The 15,732-nt window shown below is 53.0% G+C and carries 16 protein-coding genes; all 16 read left to right on the forward strand.

The annotated features are described in order from the left end of the window. Positions 1-361 precede the first annotated feature (361 nt). The 16 genes from atpI to phoU all read left to right on the forward strand — a co-directional run bounded on the left by atpI (position 362) and on the right by phoU (position 15,715). Entirely contained in the window at positions 362-742 is a 381-nt protein-coding gene (gene atpI, locus PYW49_RS19120) for a F0F1 ATP synthase subunit I (protein WP_008500194.1), read from the forward strand. 8 nt (positions 743-750) lie between these two features. Beyond that, positions 751-1,566: a F0F1 ATP synthase subunit A gene (gene atpB / locus PYW49_RS19125; RefSeq protein ID WP_023309789.1), complete on the forward strand. Its 816-nt coding sequence runs from the start codon at positions 751-753 to the stop codon at positions 1,564-1,566. A gap of 49 nt (positions 1,567-1,615) precedes the next feature. After that, positions 1,616-1,855, forward strand: coding sequence for a F0F1 ATP synthase subunit C (gene atpE, locus PYW49_RS19130; RefSeq protein WP_000429386.1), 240 nt, complete (start codon positions 1,616-1,618; stop codon positions 1,853-1,855). 48 nt (positions 1,856-1,903) lie between these two features. Next, complete coding sequence (atpF, locus tag PYW49_RS19135; RefSeq protein ID WP_014072436.1) at positions 1,904-2,374, forward strand: F0F1 ATP synthase subunit B; 471 nt, start codon at positions 1,904-1,906, stop codon at positions 2,372-2,374. 14 nt (positions 2,375-2,388) lie between these two features. Continuing rightward, positions 2,389-2,922, forward strand: coding sequence for a F0F1 ATP synthase subunit delta (gene atpH / locus PYW49_RS19140; RefSeq protein ID WP_047347410.1), 534 nt, complete (start codon positions 2,389-2,391; stop codon positions 2,920-2,922). Positions 2,923-2,934: 12 nt separating this feature from the next. After that, a complete protein-coding gene (atpA, locus tag PYW49_RS19145; RefSeq protein ID WP_003862367.1) occupies positions 2,935-4,476 on the forward strand; it encodes a F0F1 ATP synthase subunit alpha in 1,542 nt (513 codons plus the stop codon). A 51-nt stretch (positions 4,477-4,527) separates the two neighbouring features. Beyond that, on the forward strand, positions 4,528-5,391 hold the full coding sequence (atpG, locus tag PYW49_RS19150; protein WP_134348231.1) for a F0F1 ATP synthase subunit gamma: 864 nt from the start codon (positions 4,528-4,530) through the stop codon (positions 5,389-5,391). A gap of 26 nt (positions 5,392-5,417) precedes the next feature. Further along, complete coding sequence (atpD, locus tag PYW49_RS19155) at positions 5,418-6,800, forward strand: F0F1 ATP synthase subunit beta (RefSeq protein ID WP_014072438.1); 1,383 nt, start codon at positions 5,418-5,420, stop codon at positions 6,798-6,800. Between the two features lie 20 nt (positions 6,801-6,820). Further along, positions 6,821-7,240, forward strand: coding sequence for a F0F1 ATP synthase subunit epsilon (locus tag PYW49_RS19160; protein ID WP_006177560.1), 420 nt, complete (start codon positions 6,821-6,823; stop codon positions 7,238-7,240). A gap of 138 nt (positions 7,241-7,378) precedes the next feature. Beyond that, the gene (glmU, locus tag PYW49_RS19165) at positions 7,379-8,749 is read left to right on the forward strand and encodes a bifunctional UDP-N-acetylglucosamine diphosphorylase/glucosamine-1-phosphate N-acetyltransferase GlmU (RefSeq protein WP_320387242.1); all 1,371 of its coding nucleotides are present in this window, start codon (positions 7,379-7,381) and stop codon (positions 8,747-8,749) included. Positions 8,750-8,974: 225 nt separating this feature from the next. Further along, positions 8,975-10,804: a glutamine--fructose-6-phosphate transaminase (isomerizing) gene (glmS, locus tag PYW49_RS19170; RefSeq protein WP_134348233.1), complete on the forward strand. Its 1,830-nt coding sequence runs from the start codon at positions 8,975-8,977 to the stop codon at positions 10,802-10,804. Positions 10,805-11,125: 321 nt separating this feature from the next. Next, positions 11,126-12,166, forward strand: coding sequence for a phosphate ABC transporter substrate-binding protein PstS (gene pstS / locus PYW49_RS19175; protein WP_008500186.1), 1,041 nt, complete (start codon positions 11,126-11,128; stop codon positions 12,164-12,166). Positions 12,167-12,292: 126 nt separating this feature from the next. Continuing rightward, positions 12,293-13,252: a phosphate ABC transporter permease PstC gene (gene pstC / locus PYW49_RS19180; RefSeq protein WP_024907883.1), complete on the forward strand. Its 960-nt coding sequence runs from the start codon at positions 12,293-12,295 to the stop codon at positions 13,250-13,252. Next, a complete protein-coding gene (pstA, locus tag PYW49_RS19185) occupies positions 13,252-14,142 on the forward strand; it encodes a phosphate ABC transporter permease PstA (RefSeq protein ID WP_134348234.1) in 891 nt (296 codons plus the stop codon). The genes pstC and pstA overlap by 1 nt, the downstream gene beginning before the upstream one ends. A gap of 47 nt (positions 14,143-14,189) precedes the next feature. Further along, positions 14,190-14,963 (forward strand): phosphate ABC transporter ATP-binding protein PstB, encoded by a 774-nt coding sequence (pstB, locus tag PYW49_RS19190; RefSeq protein ID WP_134348235.1) that lies wholly within the window; start codon positions 14,190-14,192, stop codon positions 14,961-14,963. 26 nt (positions 14,964-14,989) lie between these two features. Next, complete coding sequence (gene phoU / locus PYW49_RS19195; RefSeq protein WP_008500182.1) at positions 14,990-15,715, forward strand: phosphate signaling complex protein PhoU; 726 nt, start codon at positions 14,990-14,992, stop codon at positions 15,713-15,715. Positions 15,716-15,732: the final 17 nt, after the last annotated feature.

Here is a 15,732-nt window from a genome sequence, read left to right on the forward strand (position 1 = left end):
CTGTTTTGAAAATAGTTACGACATTTTTCGTTTAATTTCATAAAGATAAATTTATGCGATCTGCGTCTTTGATAAATACAACCTTATCGCAAATGTGTGTTTTGTGATCTCGTGCACGCTTTATCGTCAACGTTTTCGCGCTGTTTGCAGTTTTGGTCGAAGGTTTGCGCTTTCAGCGAAAGTTAAAAAATAGCGGTGGGGAAAAATATTTAAACATTTATTCACCTTTTCGCTACTTAATGTTTGAAATCACGGGTGCGCACCGTATAATTTGACCGCTTTTTGATGCTTGACTCTGAGCCTTAAAGGACGTTTTATACGACACGCGGCATACCTCGAAGGGAGCAGGAGTAAAAACGTGATGTCTGTGTCGCTCTTGAGTAGAAACGTTGCTCGTAAGCTTCTGTTCATTCAGTTTCTGGCTGTGATAGCAAGTGGACTGCTGTTTAGCCTCAAAGACCCCTTCTGGGGCATCTCCGCTGTGTGCGGGGGTTTGGCGGTTGTGCTGCCAAACGTGTTGTTTATGATTTTTGCCTGGCGTCATCAGGCGCATACACCCGCCAAAGGCCGCGTGGCCTGGTCCTTCGCCCTCGGCGAAGTGTGTAAGGTGTTGCTGACCTTTGCTCTACTGGTGATGGCGCTGGCGGTTTTGAAAGTGGTCTTCATGCCGCTGATAGCAACGTGGGTTTTGGTGCTGGTGGTACAAGTTCTGGCTCCAGCTGTAATCAATAACAAAGGGTAAAAGGCATCATGGCTTCAGAAAATATGACGCCGCAGGATTACATAGGTCACCATCTGAATAACCTTCAGCTGGACCTGCGTACATTCTCGCTGGTGGATCCACATAACCCCCCGGCCACCTTCTGGACGATCAACATCGACTCCATGTTCTTCTCGGTGGTTTTGGGTCTTCTGTTCCTGGCCATGTTCCGCGGTGTTGCTAAAAGAGCGACCAGCGGTGTTCCAGGGAAATTCCAGACCTTCATCGAAATGATCATCGGCTTCGTCCATGGCAGCGTCAAAGACATGTACCATGGTAAGAGCAAGCTGATTGCTCCGCTGGCCCTGACCGTATTCGTTTGGGTCTTCCTGATGAACCTGATGGACCTGCTGCCAATCGATCTGCTGCCGTTTATCGGCGAGCACATCTTCGGCCTGCCTGCGCTGCGTGTTGTACCGTCTGCAGACGTGAACATCACCCTGTCGATGGCGCTGGGCGTGTTTATCCTGATTCTTTTCTACAGCATCAAAATGAAAGGCGTAAGCGGCTTTGTGAAAGAGCTTACCTTGCAGCCGTTCAACCACTGGGCGTTTATTCCGGTCAACCTGATCCTGGAAGGCGTTAGCCTGCTGTCCAAACCTGTTTCACTGGGTCTGCGACTGTTCGGCAACATGTATGCGGGTGAGCTGATTTTCATTCTGATCGCGGGTCTTCTGCCGTGGTGGTCACAGTGGATTCTGAATGTGCCATGGGCCATTTTCCACATCCTGATCATTACGCTGCAAGCCTTTATCTTCATGGTTCTGACGATCGTCTATCTGTCGATGGCGTCTGAAGAGCACTGATTTTTTACCAACACTACTACGTTTTAATTGAAACAAACTGGAGACTGTCATGGAAAACCTGAATATGGATCTGCTGTACATGGCTGCCGCTGTGATGATGGGTCTGGCGGCTATCGGTGCTGCGATCGGTATCGGCATCCTCGGGGGCAAATTCCTGGAAGGCGCAGCGCGTCAACCTGATCTGATTCCTCTGCTGCGTACTCAGTTCTTTATCGTTATGGGTCTGGTGGATGCTATCCCAATGATCGCTGTAGGTCTGGGTCTGTACGTGATGTTTGCTGTCGCGTAGTAGTAGTTTTAAAACCCTAAGCCACAGAAATTAAAGAGGTATTGTGCTGTGAACATGAACGCAACAATCCTCGGCCAGGCCATCGCGTTTATTCTCTTTGTCTGGTTCTGCATGAAGTATGTATGGCCGCCTTTAATGGCTGCCATCGAAAAACGTCAGAAAGAAATTGCTGACGGTCTGGCTTCTGCAGAACGCGCTAAGAAAGATTTGGACCTTGCACAGGCCAACGCGACAGACCAGCTGAAAAAAGCGAAAGCGGAAGCTCAGGTAATCATTGAACAGGCTAACAAACGCCGTTCTCAGATCCTGGACGAAGCCAAAGCTGAAGCAGAACAGGAACGTACTAAGATCGTGACACAAGCTCAGGCTGAAATTGATGCAGAGCGTAAACGTGCCCGTGAAGAACTGCGTAAGCAGGTTGCGATTCTGGCTGTTGCTGGCGCCGAGAAGATCATCGAACGTTCCGTGGATGAAGCTGCTAACAGCGACATCGTGGACAAACTTGTCGCTGAACTGTAAGGAGGGAGGGGCTGATGTCTGAATTTGTTACGGTAGCTCGCCCCTACGCCAAAGCAGCTTTTGACTTTGCTGTCGAACACCAAAATGTCGATCGCTGGCAGGATATGCTGGCGTTTGCCGCTGAGGTGACGAAAAACGAACAAATGGCTGAGTTGCTGTCTGGTGCTTTAGCGCCTGATACCCTCGCCGCGTCGTTTATCGCCGTGTGCGGAGAGCAACTGGATGCCAATGGCCAGAACCTGATTAAGGTCATGGCTGAAAATGGTCGTCTGCGTGTGCTCCCGGATGTTCTCGAGCAGTTTGAGCACTTACGTGCGCTGAGTGAAGCTACTGCCGAAGTCGAAGTGACTTCTGCAACTGAACTGAGTAATGAACAGCTTGCGAAAATCACCGCCGCGATGGAAAAACGTCTGTCACGCAAAGTTAAGCTGAATTGCAAAATCGATAAGTCTGTAATGGCAGGCGTAATCATCCGTTCGGGTGATATGGTCATTGATGGCAGCGTACGCGGCCGTCTTGAACGCCTTGCAGACGTCTTGCAGTCTTAAGGGGACTGGAGCATGCAACTGAATTCCACCGAAATCAGCGAACTGATCAAGCAGCGCATTGCTCAGTTCAATGTTGTGAGTGAAGCTCACAATGAAGGTACTATTGTTTCTGTAAGTGACGGTGTTATCCGCATCCACGGCCTGGCCGATTGTATGCAGGGTGAGATGATTTCCCTGCCGGGTAACCGTTACGCTATCGCACTGAACCTGGAGCGCGACTCCGTAGGTGCAGTTGTGATGGGTCCATACGCTGACCTCGCCGAAGGCATGAAGGTTAAGTGTACTGGCCGTATTCTGGAAGTGCCGGTTGGCCGTGGCCTGCTGGGTCGCGTTGTTAACACCCTGGGTGCGCCAATCGACGGTAAAGGTCCGGTTGAGCACGATGGCTTCTCCCCAATCGAAGTTATCGCACCAGGCGTTATCGACCGTCAGTCCGTAGATCAGCCTGTTCAGACAGGTTATAAGTCCGTTGATGCCATGATCCCAATCGGTCGTGGTCAGCGTGAACTGATCATCGGTGACCGTCAGACCGGTAAAACCGCAATGGCTATCGACGCCATCATCAACCAGCGTGACTCCGGTATCAAATGTGTGTACGTGGCCATCGGCCAGAAAGCGTCCACCATTTCTAACGTGGTTCGTAAACTGGAAGAGCACGGTGCACTGTCTAACACCATCGTTGTGGTAGCAACTGCTTCTGAATCTGCTGCACTGCAATACCTGGCTCCATACGCCGGTTGCGCAATGGGCGAATACTTCCGTGACCGCGGTGAAGATGCGCTGATCGTATACGATGACCTGTCTAAACAGGCTGTTGCTTATCGTCAGGTTTCCCTGCTGCTCCGTCGTCCACCAGGACGTGAAGCATTCCCAGGCGACGTATTCTACCTCCACTCTCGTCTGCTGGAGCGTGCATCCCGCGTTAACGCGGAATACGTCGAGAACTTCACCAAAGGTGAAGTGAAGGGCAAAACCGGTTCTCTGACTGCTCTGCCAATCATCGAAACCCAGGCGGGTGACGTTTCTGCGTTCGTTCCGACCAACGTAATCTCTATTACCGATGGTCAGATCTTCCTGGAAACCAACCTGTTTAACTCCGGTATTCGTCCGGCAGTTAACCCAGGTATCTCCGTATCCCGTGTGGGTGGTGCCGCTCAGACCAAGATCATCAAGAAACTGTCCGGTGGTATCCGTACCGCGCTGGCACAGTATCGTGAACTGGCTGCGTTCTCTCAGTTCGCATCCGATCTGGACGAAGCAACCCGTAAACAGCTGAGCCACGGTCAGAAAGTGACCGAGCTGCTGAAGCAGAAACAGTACGCTCCAATGTCTGTTGCTCAGCAGGGCCTGGTGCTGTTCGCGGCTGAACGCGGTTACCTCGAAGATGTGGAACTGGCGAAAATCGGTAGCTTCGAAGCCGCTCTGCTGGCTTACGTCGACCGTGATCACGCTCCGCTGATGCAAGAGATCAACCAGACCGGTGGCTATAACGACGAAATCGAAGGCAAGCTGAAAGCTATCCTCGATTCCTTCAAAGCAACCCAGTCCTGGTAATCGTCCGGCGGCTTGTCTCACGACAAGCCGCCTGGCATTGAGGAGAAGCTCATGGCCGGCGCAAAAGAGATACGTAGTAAGATCGCAAGCGTCCAGAACACGCAGAAGATCACTAAAGCGATGGAGATGGTCGCCGCTTCCAAAATGCGTAAATCGCAGGATCGCATGGCGGCCAGCCGTCCTTATGCAGATACCATGCGCAAAGTGATTGGTCACCTTGCGAACGGTAATCTGGAATATAAGCACCCTTACCTGGAAGAACGCGACGTTAAGCGCGTGGGCTACCTGGTGGTGTCGACCGACCGTGGTCTGTGTGGCGGTTTGAACATTAACCTGTTCAAAAAACTGCTGGCGGATATGAAAGCATGGTCCGAGAAAGGCGTTCAGTGCGATATCGCAATGATCGGCTCTAAGGGCGTGTCTTTCTTTAACTCCGTGGGTGGCAACATTGTTGCCCAGGTGACCGGTATGGGTGATAACCCGTCCCTGTCCGAACTGATCGGTCCGGTTAAAGTGATGTTGCAGGCCTATGATGAAGGCCGTCTGGACAGACTGTACGTTGTCAGCAACAAATTCATTAACACAATGTCTCAGGTTCCAACGCTCACTCAGATGTTGCCTTTACCGGCATCAGAAGATGAAGAGCTGAAGCAAAAAGCCTGGGATTACCTGTATGAACCTGATCCGAAACCGCTGCTGGATACTCTGCTGCGTCGTTACGTTGAATCACAGGTTTATCAGGGTGTTGTAGAAAACCTGGCCAGCGAGCAGGCCGCACGTATGGTGGCGATGAAAGCCGCGACCGACAATGGCGGCAGCCTGATTAAAGAGCTGCAGTTGGTATACAACAAAGCTCGTCAGGCCAGCATTACTCAGGAACTCACCGAGATCGTCGGTGGTGCATCCGCGGTATAACCAGGTTAATTCGTAGAGGATTCAAGATGGCTACTGGAAAAATTGTCCAGGTAATCGGCGCCGTGGTTGACGTCGAGTTCCCTCAGGATGCCGTACCGCGCGTGTACGATGCTCTTGAGGTACAGAATGGTAACGAGAGCCTGGTGCTGGAAGTTCAGCAGCAGCTCGGTGGTGGTATCGTGCGTACCATCGCAATGGGTTCTTCCGACGGTTTGCGTCGTGGTCTGGAAGTGAAAGACCTTGAGCACCCGATCGAAGTCCCGGTAGGTAAAGCAACACTGGGTCGTATCATGAACGTATTGGGTCACCCAATCGACATGAAAGGCGACATCGGTGAAGAAGAGCGTTGGGCTATCCACCGCGCAGCACCTTCCTACGAAGAGCTGTCCAGCTCTCAGGAACTGCTGGAAACCGGTATCAAAGTTATCGACCTGATGTGTCCGTTTGCGAAGGGCGGTAAAGTTGGTCTGTTCGGTGGTGCGGGTGTTGGTAAAACCGTAAACATGATGGAGCTGATCCGTAACATCGCGATCGAGCACTCCGGTTACTCCGTGTTTGCAGGTGTTGGTGAGCGTACTCGTGAGGGTAACGACTTCTACCACGAAATGACCGACTCCAACGTTCTGGACAAAGTATCCCTGGTTTACGGTCAGATGAACGAGCCACCAGGAAACCGTCTGCGCGTTGCGCTGACCGGCCTGACTATGGCTGAGAAGTTCCGTGACGAAGGCCGTGACGTTCTGCTGTTCGTTGATAACATCTACCGTTACACCCTGGCCGGTACGGAAGTATCTGCACTGCTGGGTCGTATGCCTTCTGCGGTAGGTTACCAGCCTACGCTGGCGGAAGAGATGGGTGTTCTTCAGGAACGTATCACCTCTACCAAAACCGGTTCTATCACCTCCGTTCAGGCGGTATACGTACCTGCGGATGACTTGACTGACCCATCTCCAGCAACCACCTTTGCTCACTTAGATGCAACCGTGGTACTGAGCCGTCAGATCGCGTCTCTGGGTATTTACCCAGCCGTTGACCCGCTGGATTCCACCAGCCGTCAGCTGGATCCACTGGTTGTTGGTCAGGAACACTACGACACCGCGCGTGGCGTACAGTCCCTGCTGCAGCGTTACCAGGAACTGAAAGACATCATCGCCATCCTGGGTATGGATGAGTTGTCTGAAGAAGACAAACTGGTGGTAGCACGTGCGCGTAAGATCCAGCGCTTCCTGTCCCAGCCGTTCTTCGTTGCGGAAGTATTCACCGGTTCTCCGGGTAAATACGTTTCCCTGAAAGACACCATCCGTGGCTTTAAAGGCATCATGGAAGGCGAATACGATCACCTGCCAGAGCAGGCGTTCTACATGGTTGGTTCCATCGACGAAGCCGTGGAAAAAGCCAAAAAACTTTAACGCCTTAATCGGAGGGTGATATGGCAATGACTTACCACCTGGACGTCGTCAGCGCAGAGCAACAAATGTTCTCTGGTCTGGTCGAGAAAATCCAGGTAACGGGTAGTGAAGGTGAACTGGGTATTTTCCCGGGTCACGCACCGCTGCTCACCGCCATTAAGCCTGGTATGATCCGCATCGTTAAACAGTTCGGTCACGAAGAGTTTATCTATCTGTCCGGCGGCATTCTTGAAGTGCAGCCTGGCAGTGTGACCGTTCTGGCCGATACCGCTATTCGTGGCCAGGATCTCGACGAAGCGCGAGCCCTGGAATCGAAGCGTAAGGCTGAAGAGCACATTAGCAGCTCTCATGGTGACGTGGATTACGCTCAGGCGTCTGCGGAGCTGGCCAAAGCGATCGCGAAACTGCGCGTTATCGAGTTGACCAAAAAAGCGATGTAACACCGGCTTGAAAAGCACAAAAGCCAGTCTGGATACCAGGCTGGCTTTTTTTTTATGTCTTAATTCATGATGAAAAAGATGTAGAATTTTAGGCATCAAACGTTTTTACTTCTCACTCAAACTACCGTCAGGATGCGTATGTCAAACAGAGCGATGAGCGTGGTGATCCTTGCCGCAGGCAAAGGTACTCGCATGTATTCCGATCTGCCTAAAGTGCTTCACACGCTGGCAGGAAAGCCAATGGTGCAGCATGTCATTGATGCCGCTAATGAATTGGGTGCCCGTCAGGTTCACCTGGTCTACGGCCACGGCGGCGATCTGCTTAAAAAGACGCTGAGCGATGACAAACTCAACTGGGTACTTCAGGCTGAACAGCTGGGTACTGGCCATGCAATGCAGCAGGCAGCGCCATTCTTTGCGGATGACGAAGACATTCTGATGCTCTACGGCGACGTCCCGCTGATTTCCATCGATACGCTGACCCGCCTGCGTGAAGCTAAACCGCAGGGTGGCATCGGTTTGTTAACCGTCGTGCTGGACGATCCTACCGGTTATGGCCGAATCACCCGTGAAAACGGCAACGTAACGGGAATTGTTGAACACAAAGATGCCAGCGACGAACAGCGTCAGATTCAGGAAATCAACACCGGTATCCTGATTGCCAATGGCGCGGACATGAAGCGCTGGCTGTCGAAACTCAACAACAACAACGCGCAGGGTGAGTACTACATCACCGACATCATTGCGATGGCGTACCAGGAAGGGCGTGAGATTGCGGCAGTGCATCCGGCGCGTATCAGCGAAACTGAAGGGGTGAATAACCGTCTTCAGCTCTCCCGCCTGGAGCGCGTTTATCAGTCCGAACAGGCTGAAAAACTGCTTCTGGCTGGCGTGATGCTGCGCGATCCGGCACGTTTCGATCTGCGTGGCTCGTTATCTCACGGGCGTGACGTTGAAATTGATACTAACGTTATCTTCGAAGGTAACGTCACGCTGGGCAATCGCGTCAAAATTGGTACCGGCTGCGTGATTAAAAACAGCATCATCGGTGACGATTGCGAAATCAGCCCATACAGCGTGGTAGAAGATGCCCGTCTGGACGCGGCTTGTACTATCGGTCCGTTTGCGCGTCTGCGCCCGGGTGCTGAGCTGCTGGAAGGTGCTCACGTGGGCAACTTCGTTGAGATGAAAAAAGCGCGTCTGGGTAAAGGTTCCAAAGCGGGCCATTTAACCTATCTGGGCGATGCGGAAATTGGCGACAACGTGAATATTGGTGCAGGGACCATTACCTGTAACTATGACGGCGCGAATAAGTTTAAAACCATTATCGGCGATGATGTGTTCGTCGGTTCCGACACGCAGCTGGTGGCGCCTGTTACCGTGGGTAACGGCGTAACGATTGCCGCCGGGACGACGGTGACACGTGACGTAGCGGATAACGAGCTGGTATTAAGCCGTGTGCCGCAGGTCAGCAAGCAGGGCTGGAAACGCCCGGTGAAGAAAAAGTAATAACAAGGCGGGTGGCGCTACGCTTACCCGCCCTACGATTGAGTAGGCCTGATAAGGCGTAACCGTCATCAGGCAAACCCGGGAGAGGAGATAAATATATATCTCCCCCCACAAGCAGTACCCATAAAAATAACCCCACTCTCTACAAGGCTCGGGGTGCCCGGAAAGGGCAAATACAGGTCAGCGACAACGCAGGCATAATGCCTAAATTCGGAATCTAAAATTATGTGTGGAATTGTTGGCGCAGTTGCGCAGCGTGATATTGCTGAAATCCTTCTCGAAGGTTTACGTCGTCTGGAATACCGTGGTTACGACTCTGCCGGTCTGGCTGTCGTCGATGCAGAAGGTCATATGACCCGTCTGCGTCGTCTCGGTAAAGTACAGATGCTGGCCCAGGCCGCGGAAGAACATCCGCTGCACGGTGGTACCGGTATTGCGCACACCCGCTGGGCGACGCACGGCGAACCGTCTGAAGGCAACGCGCACCCGCATGTGTCTGAACACATCGTGGTGGTACATAACGGCATTATCGAAAACCACGAACCGCTGCGCGAAGAACTGAAAGCGCGCGGCTACACCTTCGTCTCTGAAACTGACACCGAAGTGATTGCTCACCTGGTGCACTGGGAGCTGGAGCAGGGCGGTACACTGCGTGATGCAGTGCTGCGTACTATCCCTCAGTTGCGCGGTGCGTACGGTACGGTGATCATGGATTCCCGCGATCCGTCTACGCTGCTGGCAGCACGTTCCGGTAGCCCGATGGTTATCGGTCTGGGCATGGGTGAAAACTTTATCGCCTCTGACCAGTTGGCTCTCCTGCCGGTTACCCGTCGCTTTATCTTCCTCGAAGAGGGTGATATCGCTGAAGTGACTCGTCGCAGCGTGACCGTATTCGATACCAAAGGCGAGCAGGTGAAGCGTCAGGAGATCGAATCAAACCTGCAGTACGACGCGGGCGACAAAGGCGCTTACCGTCACTACATGCAGAAAGAGATTTACGAGCAGCCAAACGCCATCAAAAACACCCTTACCGGGCGCATCAGCCATGGTGAAGTGGACCTGAGCGAGCTGGGCGCAAACGCGAACGAACTGCTCGGCAAGGTTGAGCATATTCAGATCGTGGCCTGCGGCACCTCCTACAACTCCGGTATGGTCTCTCGCTACTGGTTTGAATCCCTGGCGGGCGTGCCGTGTGATGTGGAAATTGCGTCTGAATTCCGCTATCGCAAATCTGCGGTGCGTCGTAACAGCCTGATGATCACCCTTTCCCAGTCCGGCGAAACGGCGGATACCCTGGCAGCGCTGCGTCTGTCTAAAGAGCTGGGTTACCTGGGCTCTCTGGCCATCTGTAACGTCCCGGGTTCATCGCTGGTGCGTGAGTCCGATCTGGCGCTGATGACCAAAGCGGGCACCGAAATCGGCGTGGCCTCCACCAAAGCGTTTACCACTCAGCTTACCGTTCTGCTGATGCTGGTGGCGAAGCTGGCGCGTCTGAAAGGCGAAGATGCTTCCGTTGAGCATGACATCGTTCATGGTCTGCAGGCGCTGCCGAGCCGTATTGAGCAGATGCTGTCTCAGGACAAACGCATTGAAGCGCTGGCGGAAGATTTCTCTGACAAGCATCACGCCCTGTTCCTGGGTCGTGGCGATCAGTATCCGATTGCGCTGGAAGGCGCGCTGAAGCTGAAAGAGATTTCCTACATTCACGCTGAAGCCTATGCGGCAGGCGAGCTGAAACACGGCCCGCTGGCGCTGATTGACGCGGATATGCCGGTCATCGTTGTGGCTCCTAACAACGAACTGCTGGAAAAACTGAAATCTAATATCGAAGAAGTACGCGCCCGCGGTGGCGTCCTGTACGTCTTCGCCGACAAAGATGCCGGTTTTGTCAGCAACGACAACATGCACATCATCGAGATGCCGCATGTGGAAGAGGTGATTGCACCAATCTTCTACACCGTTCCGCTGCAGTTGCTGGCCTATCACGTTGCGCTGATCAAAGGCACCGACGTTGATCAGCCGCGTAACCTGGCGAAATCGGTTACCGTAGAATAATCCCTTCAGGCTCCGCCTTCGGGTGGAGCTTTTTTATCCCGCCCGGTTTGTTTTTAATCAATCCTTTCTCGTTTTTAATAATGACAATTTGTCATCTTCAGCTACTTTTTTCAGTGTCACATAAAGAAAATATTTCTGAAAACGTCTTGTCATAAAAGTGGCTAACACGATGAAAAATAAGCATTGTTTTGCTGTTTTTTAAGTGAAATTTTCGTTGTCATAAAACTGTCATAATTCGTACATTTATCTGTCACCTGTTTGTCCTATTTTGCTCATCGTAGCCACTAAACAACGATTTACGAAAATCTTGCAGGAGACATTATGAAAGTTATGCGTACCACTGTCGCAACTGTTGTCGCCGCGACCTTATCTCTGAGCGCGTTCTCTGTATTTGCAGAAGCAAGCCTGACTGGCGCTGGTGCAACCTTCCCTGCGCCGGTGTATGCCAAATGGGCGGATACCTACCAGAAAGAAACCGGTAACAAGGTTAACTATCAGGGTATCGGCTCCTCCGGTGGCGTTAAACAAATTACCGCGAACACTGTTGATTTCGGCGCATCAGACGCTCCGCTGTCTGATGACAAACTGGCTCAGGAAGGCCTGTTCCAGTTCCCTACCGTAATCGGTGGTGTGGTTCTGGCTATCAACCTGCCGGGCGTTAAGTCGGGTGAGCTGGTGCTGGACGGCAAAACGCTGGGTGATATCTACCTGGGCAAAATCAAAAAATGGGATGACGAAGCGATCGCTAAACTCAACCCAGGCCTGAAGCTGCCTTCTCAGAACATCGCCGTGGTTCGCCGCGCGGATGGTTCCGGTACCTCTTTCGTGTTCACCAGCTACCTGGCGAAAGTGAACGAAGAGTGGAAATCTAAAGTCGGCTCCGGCTCTACCGTTAACTGGCCAACCGGTCTGGGCGGTAAAGGTAACGACGGTATCGCTGCGTTCGTACAGCGTCTGCCAGGCTCAATTGGCTACGTAGAGTATGCGTACGCTAAGCAGAACAACCTGTCCTACACCAAACTGGTTTCAGCCGATGGCAAACCGGTTAGCCCGACCGAAGAAAACTTTGCTAACGCCGCGAAAGGCGCTGACTGGAGCAAATCGTTCGCGCAGGATCTGACTAACCAGAAGGGCGAAGGTGCATGGCCAATCACCTCTACCACCTTCATCCTGGTTCACAAAGAGCAGAAGAAACCTGAGCAGGGCGCTGAAGTGCTGAAGTTCTTCGACTGGGCGTACAAAAACGGCGGCAAACAGGCTAACGCCCTGGATTACGCCACCCTGCCGGACAACGTGGTTGAGCAGATTCGTGCTGCATGGAAAACCAACGTGAAAGACAGCAGCGGTAAAGCATTGTATTAATTTAGCATTCTGACGAAAATGGCGGGTGGCGCTTACGCTTACCCGCCCTACGGTTCCGACTGTAGGCCGGGTAAGCGTAAGCGCCACCCGGCGATTTCGTAAACGCGTTTAACAGAAGAGTAATTTATGGCTGCAACCAAGCCTGCATTTAACCCTCCGGGTAAAAAAGGTGACATGATTTTCAGCGCGCTGGTAAAACTGGCTGCGCTGATTGTGCTATTGCTGCTGGGCGGCATTATCGTGTCTCTGATTTTCTCCTCCTGGCCGAGCATCCAGAAATTCGGTTTCTCCTTCCTGTGGACCAAAGAGTGGGATGCACCGAACGATATCTACGGTGCGCTGGTGCCGATTTACGGCACGCTGATGACATCGTTCATCGCCCTGCTGATTGCGGTTCCGGTAAGCTTTGGTATTGCCCTGTTCCTGACGGAGCTGGCGCCGGGCTGGCTGCGTCGTCCGCTGGGGATCGCCATCGAGCTGCTGGCGGCTATTCCGAGTATCGTATACGGCATGTGGGGCCTGTTTATCTTTGCGCCGCTGTTCGCAACGTACTTCCAGGAGCCTGTAGGTAATGTTCTCTCCGCCATTCCGTTTGTGGGTGCCCTGTTCTCTGGCCCGGCTTTCGGTATCGGTATTCTGGCGGCAGGTGTGATCCTCGCCATCATGATTATTCCGTACATTGCGGCGGTCATGCGCGATGTCTTCGAACAAACACCGGTGATGATGAAAGAGTCGGCCTACGGCATCGGCTGCACCACCTGGGAAGTTATCTGGCGCATTGTCCTTCCGTTCACCAAAAATGGGGTGATTGGGGGCGTGATGCTGGGATTAGGTCGTGCGCTGGGTGAAACCATGGCGGTGACCTTTATTATCGGTAACACCTATCAGCTCGACAGCGCATCGCTCTACATGCCGGGTAACAGTATTACCTCTGCGCTGGCGAATGAATTTGCGGAAGCGGAATCGGGACTGCACGTCGCGGCACTGATGGAACTGGGGCTGATTCTGTTCGTTATCACCTTCATTGTTCTGGCGATTTCCAAGCTGATGATTATGCGCCTCGCTAAAAATGAGGGGGCACGCTAATGGCAACTCTCGAAATGCAAAACACCGCTGAGCTGGCGGAATCCCGCCGCAAAATGCAGGCCAGACGCCGCATGAAAAACCGCATTGCGCTGACGCTCTCTATGGCGACGATGGCGTTCGGTCTGTTCTGGCTGGTCTGGATCCTGTTCTCAACCGTCGTGCGCGGTATCGACGGTATGTCGCTGGCGTTGTTCACCGAAATGACGCCTCCGCCGAACACGGCGGGTGGTGGCCTGGCGAATGCCCTGGCGGGCAGCGGGTTGCTGATCCTGTGGGCGACGGTCGTTGGTACACCGCTGGGCATCATGGCAGGTATCTATCTGGCGGAATACGGTCGTAAATCCTGGCTGGCGGAAGTTATTCGTTTCATCAACGACATTCTGCTCTCTGCCCCGTCTATCGTAGTGGGTCTGTTTGTTTACACCGTGGTGGTGGCCCAGATGGAACACTTCTCCGGCTGGGCGGGTGTGATTGCACTTGCGCTGCTGCAGGTGCCGATTGTTATTCGTACCACCGAGAACATGCTGAAACTGGTGCCGGACAGCCTGCGTGAAGCGGCTTACGCGCTGGGTACGCCGAAATGGAAGATGATCTCTGCGATTACGCTCAAGGCGTCCATCTCCGGGATCATGACCGGTATCCTGCTGGCGGTTGCGCGTATCGCAGGTGAAACGGCGCCGCTGCTGTTTACGTCTCTCTCCAACCAGTTCTGGAGCACGGACATGATGCAGCCGATCGCCAACCTGCCGGTGACGATCTTTAAATTTGCGATGAGCCCCTTCGCGGAATGGCAGCAGCTGGCCTGGGCCGGGGTGCTGATCATTACCCTTTGCGTACTGTTGCTGAACATTCTGGCGCGCGTCATTTTCGCGAAGCAGAAACACGGTTAATTTTTTACGGCGCGGCAGTTCGCGGCGCCGAATGAGGAAATGAGTCAATGAGTATGGTTGATACTGCCCCGGGTAAGATTCAGGTTCGTGATTTGAACTTCTACTACGGCAAATTCCATGCCCTGAAGAACATCAACCTGGATATCGCGAAGAACCAGGTCACGGCATTTATCGGTCCGTCCGGCTGTGGTAAATCCACGCTGCTGCGTACCTTTAACAAAATGTATTCGCTCTATCCGGAGCAGCGTGCTGAAGGTGAAATCATCCTGGACGGCGAAAATATTCTGACCCAGGCTCAGGATATCGCCCTGCTGCGTGCCAAAGTGGGGATGGTGTTCCAGAAACCGACGCCGTTCCCGATGTCCATTTATGACAACATTGCATTTGGCGTGCGCCTGTTTGAAAAGCTCTCCCGTACTGATATGGACGAGCGCGTGCAGTGGGCTTTGACCAAGGCCGCATTATGGAACGAAACCAAAGATAAGTTACACCAGAGCGGTTACTCTCTCTCCGGTGGTCAGCAGCAGCGTCTGTGCATTGCGCGCGGTATTGCTATTCGCCCGGAAGTGTTGCTGCTGGATGAGCCGTGTTCAGCGCTCGACCCGATCTCAACCGGTCGTATTGAAGAACTGATCACCGAGCTGAAGCAGGATTATACCGTGGTTATCGTGACCCATAACATGCAGCAGGCTGCGCGTTGTTCCGATCACACGGCGTTTATGTACCTGGGTGAGTTGATTGAGTTCAGTAACACGGACGATCTGTTCACTAAGCCCGCCAAGAAACAAACCGAAGATTATATTACTGGCCGCTACGGTTGATTTGCCTTAGTGCATGTGGAGAAACCATGGACAACCTCAATCTTAATAAACACATTTCAGGCCAGTTCAACGCAGAGCTGGAAAGTATTCGCACGCAGGTGATGACCATGGGTGGCATGGTTGAGCAGCAGCTTTCTGATGCGATCACGGCGATGCACAACCAGGACAGCGAGCTGGCGAAGCGCGTTATTGAAGGCGACAAAAACGTCAACATGATGGAAGTCGCTATCGATGAAGCCTGCGTACGCATTATCGCGAAACGTCAGCCGACGGCGAGCGACCTGCGTCTGGTGATGGCGATCATCAAAACCATCGCCGAGCTGGAACGTATTGGTGACGTTGCGGATAAAATCTGCCGCACTGCGCTGGAGAAGTTCTCTCAGCAGCATCAGCCGCTGCTGGTGAGCCTCGAGTCGCTGGGTCGTCACACCGTGCAAATGCTGCACGACGTGCTGGATGCCTTTGCGCGTATGGATCTTGACGAAGCGGTGCGTATCTACCGTGAAGACAAGAAAGTCGACCAGGAGTATGAAGGAATCGTGCGCCAGCTGATGACCTACATGATGGAAGACTCACGTACGATCCCAAGCGTATTGACGGCCCTGTTCTGCGCGCGCTCTATCGAGCGTATCGGTGACCGTTGCCAGAACATTTGCGAATACATTTTCTACTTCGTAAAAGGTCAGGACTTCCGTCACGTGGGCGGCGACGAGCTGGACAAGCTGCTGGCGGGTAAAGATCCGAAAGAGTGATGTGTGTGGCGGGTGGC

Source organism: Enterobacter chinensis, from assembly GCF_034008295.1.
Taxonomy (GTDB): Bacteria; Pseudomonadota; Gammaproteobacteria; order Enterobacterales; family Enterobacteriaceae; genus Enterobacter; species Enterobacter chinensis.

Excerpts from the sequence above, each read along its gene's own strand:
- atpI (WP_008500194.1), top strand. The coding sequence starts at position 362 with ATGTCTGTGTCGCTCTTGAGTAGAAACGTTGCTCGTAAGCTTCTGTTC.
- atpB (WP_023309789.1), top strand. The coding sequence starts at position 751 with ATGGCTTCAGAAAATATGACGCCGCAGGATTACATAGGTCACCATCTG.
- atpE (WP_000429386.1), top strand. The coding sequence starts at position 1,616 with ATGGAAAACCTGAATATGGATCTGCTGTACATGGCTGCCGCTGTGATG.
- atpH (WP_047347410.1), top strand. The coding sequence starts at position 2,389 with ATGTCTGAATTTGTTACGGTAGCTCGCCCCTACGCCAAAGCAGCTTTT.
- atpA (WP_003862367.1), top strand. The coding sequence starts at position 2,935 with ATGCAACTGAATTCCACCGAAATCAGCGAACTGATCAAGCAGCGCATT.
- atpG (WP_134348231.1), top strand. The coding sequence starts at position 4,528 with ATGGCCGGCGCAAAAGAGATACGTAGTAAGATCGCAAGCGTCCAGAAC.
- atpD (WP_014072438.1), top strand. The coding sequence starts at position 5,418 with ATGGCTACTGGAAAAATTGTCCAGGTAATCGGCGCCGTGGTTGACGTC.
- PYW49_RS19160 (WP_006177560.1), top strand. The coding sequence starts at position 6,821 with ATGGCAATGACTTACCACCTGGACGTCGTCAGCGCAGAGCAACAAATG.
- glmU (WP_320387242.1), top strand. The coding sequence starts at position 7,379 with ATGTCAAACAGAGCGATGAGCGTGGTGATCCTTGCCGCAGGCAAAGGT.
- glmS (WP_134348233.1), top strand. The coding sequence starts at position 8,975 with ATGTGTGGAATTGTTGGCGCAGTTGCGCAGCGTGATATTGCTGAAATC.
- pstS (WP_008500186.1), top strand. The coding sequence starts at position 11,126 with ATGAAAGTTATGCGTACCACTGTCGCAACTGTTGTCGCCGCGACCTTA.
- pstC (WP_024907883.1), top strand. The coding sequence starts at position 12,293 with ATGGCTGCAACCAAGCCTGCATTTAACCCTCCGGGTAAAAAAGGTGAC.
- pstA (WP_134348234.1), top strand. The coding sequence starts at position 13,252 with ATGGCAACTCTCGAAATGCAAAACACCGCTGAGCTGGCGGAATCCCGC.
- pstB (WP_134348235.1), top strand. The coding sequence starts at position 14,190 with ATGAGTATGGTTGATACTGCCCCGGGTAAGATTCAGGTTCGTGATTTG.
- phoU (WP_008500182.1), top strand. The coding sequence starts at position 14,990 with ATGGACAACCTCAATCTTAATAAACACATTTCAGGCCAGTTCAACGCA.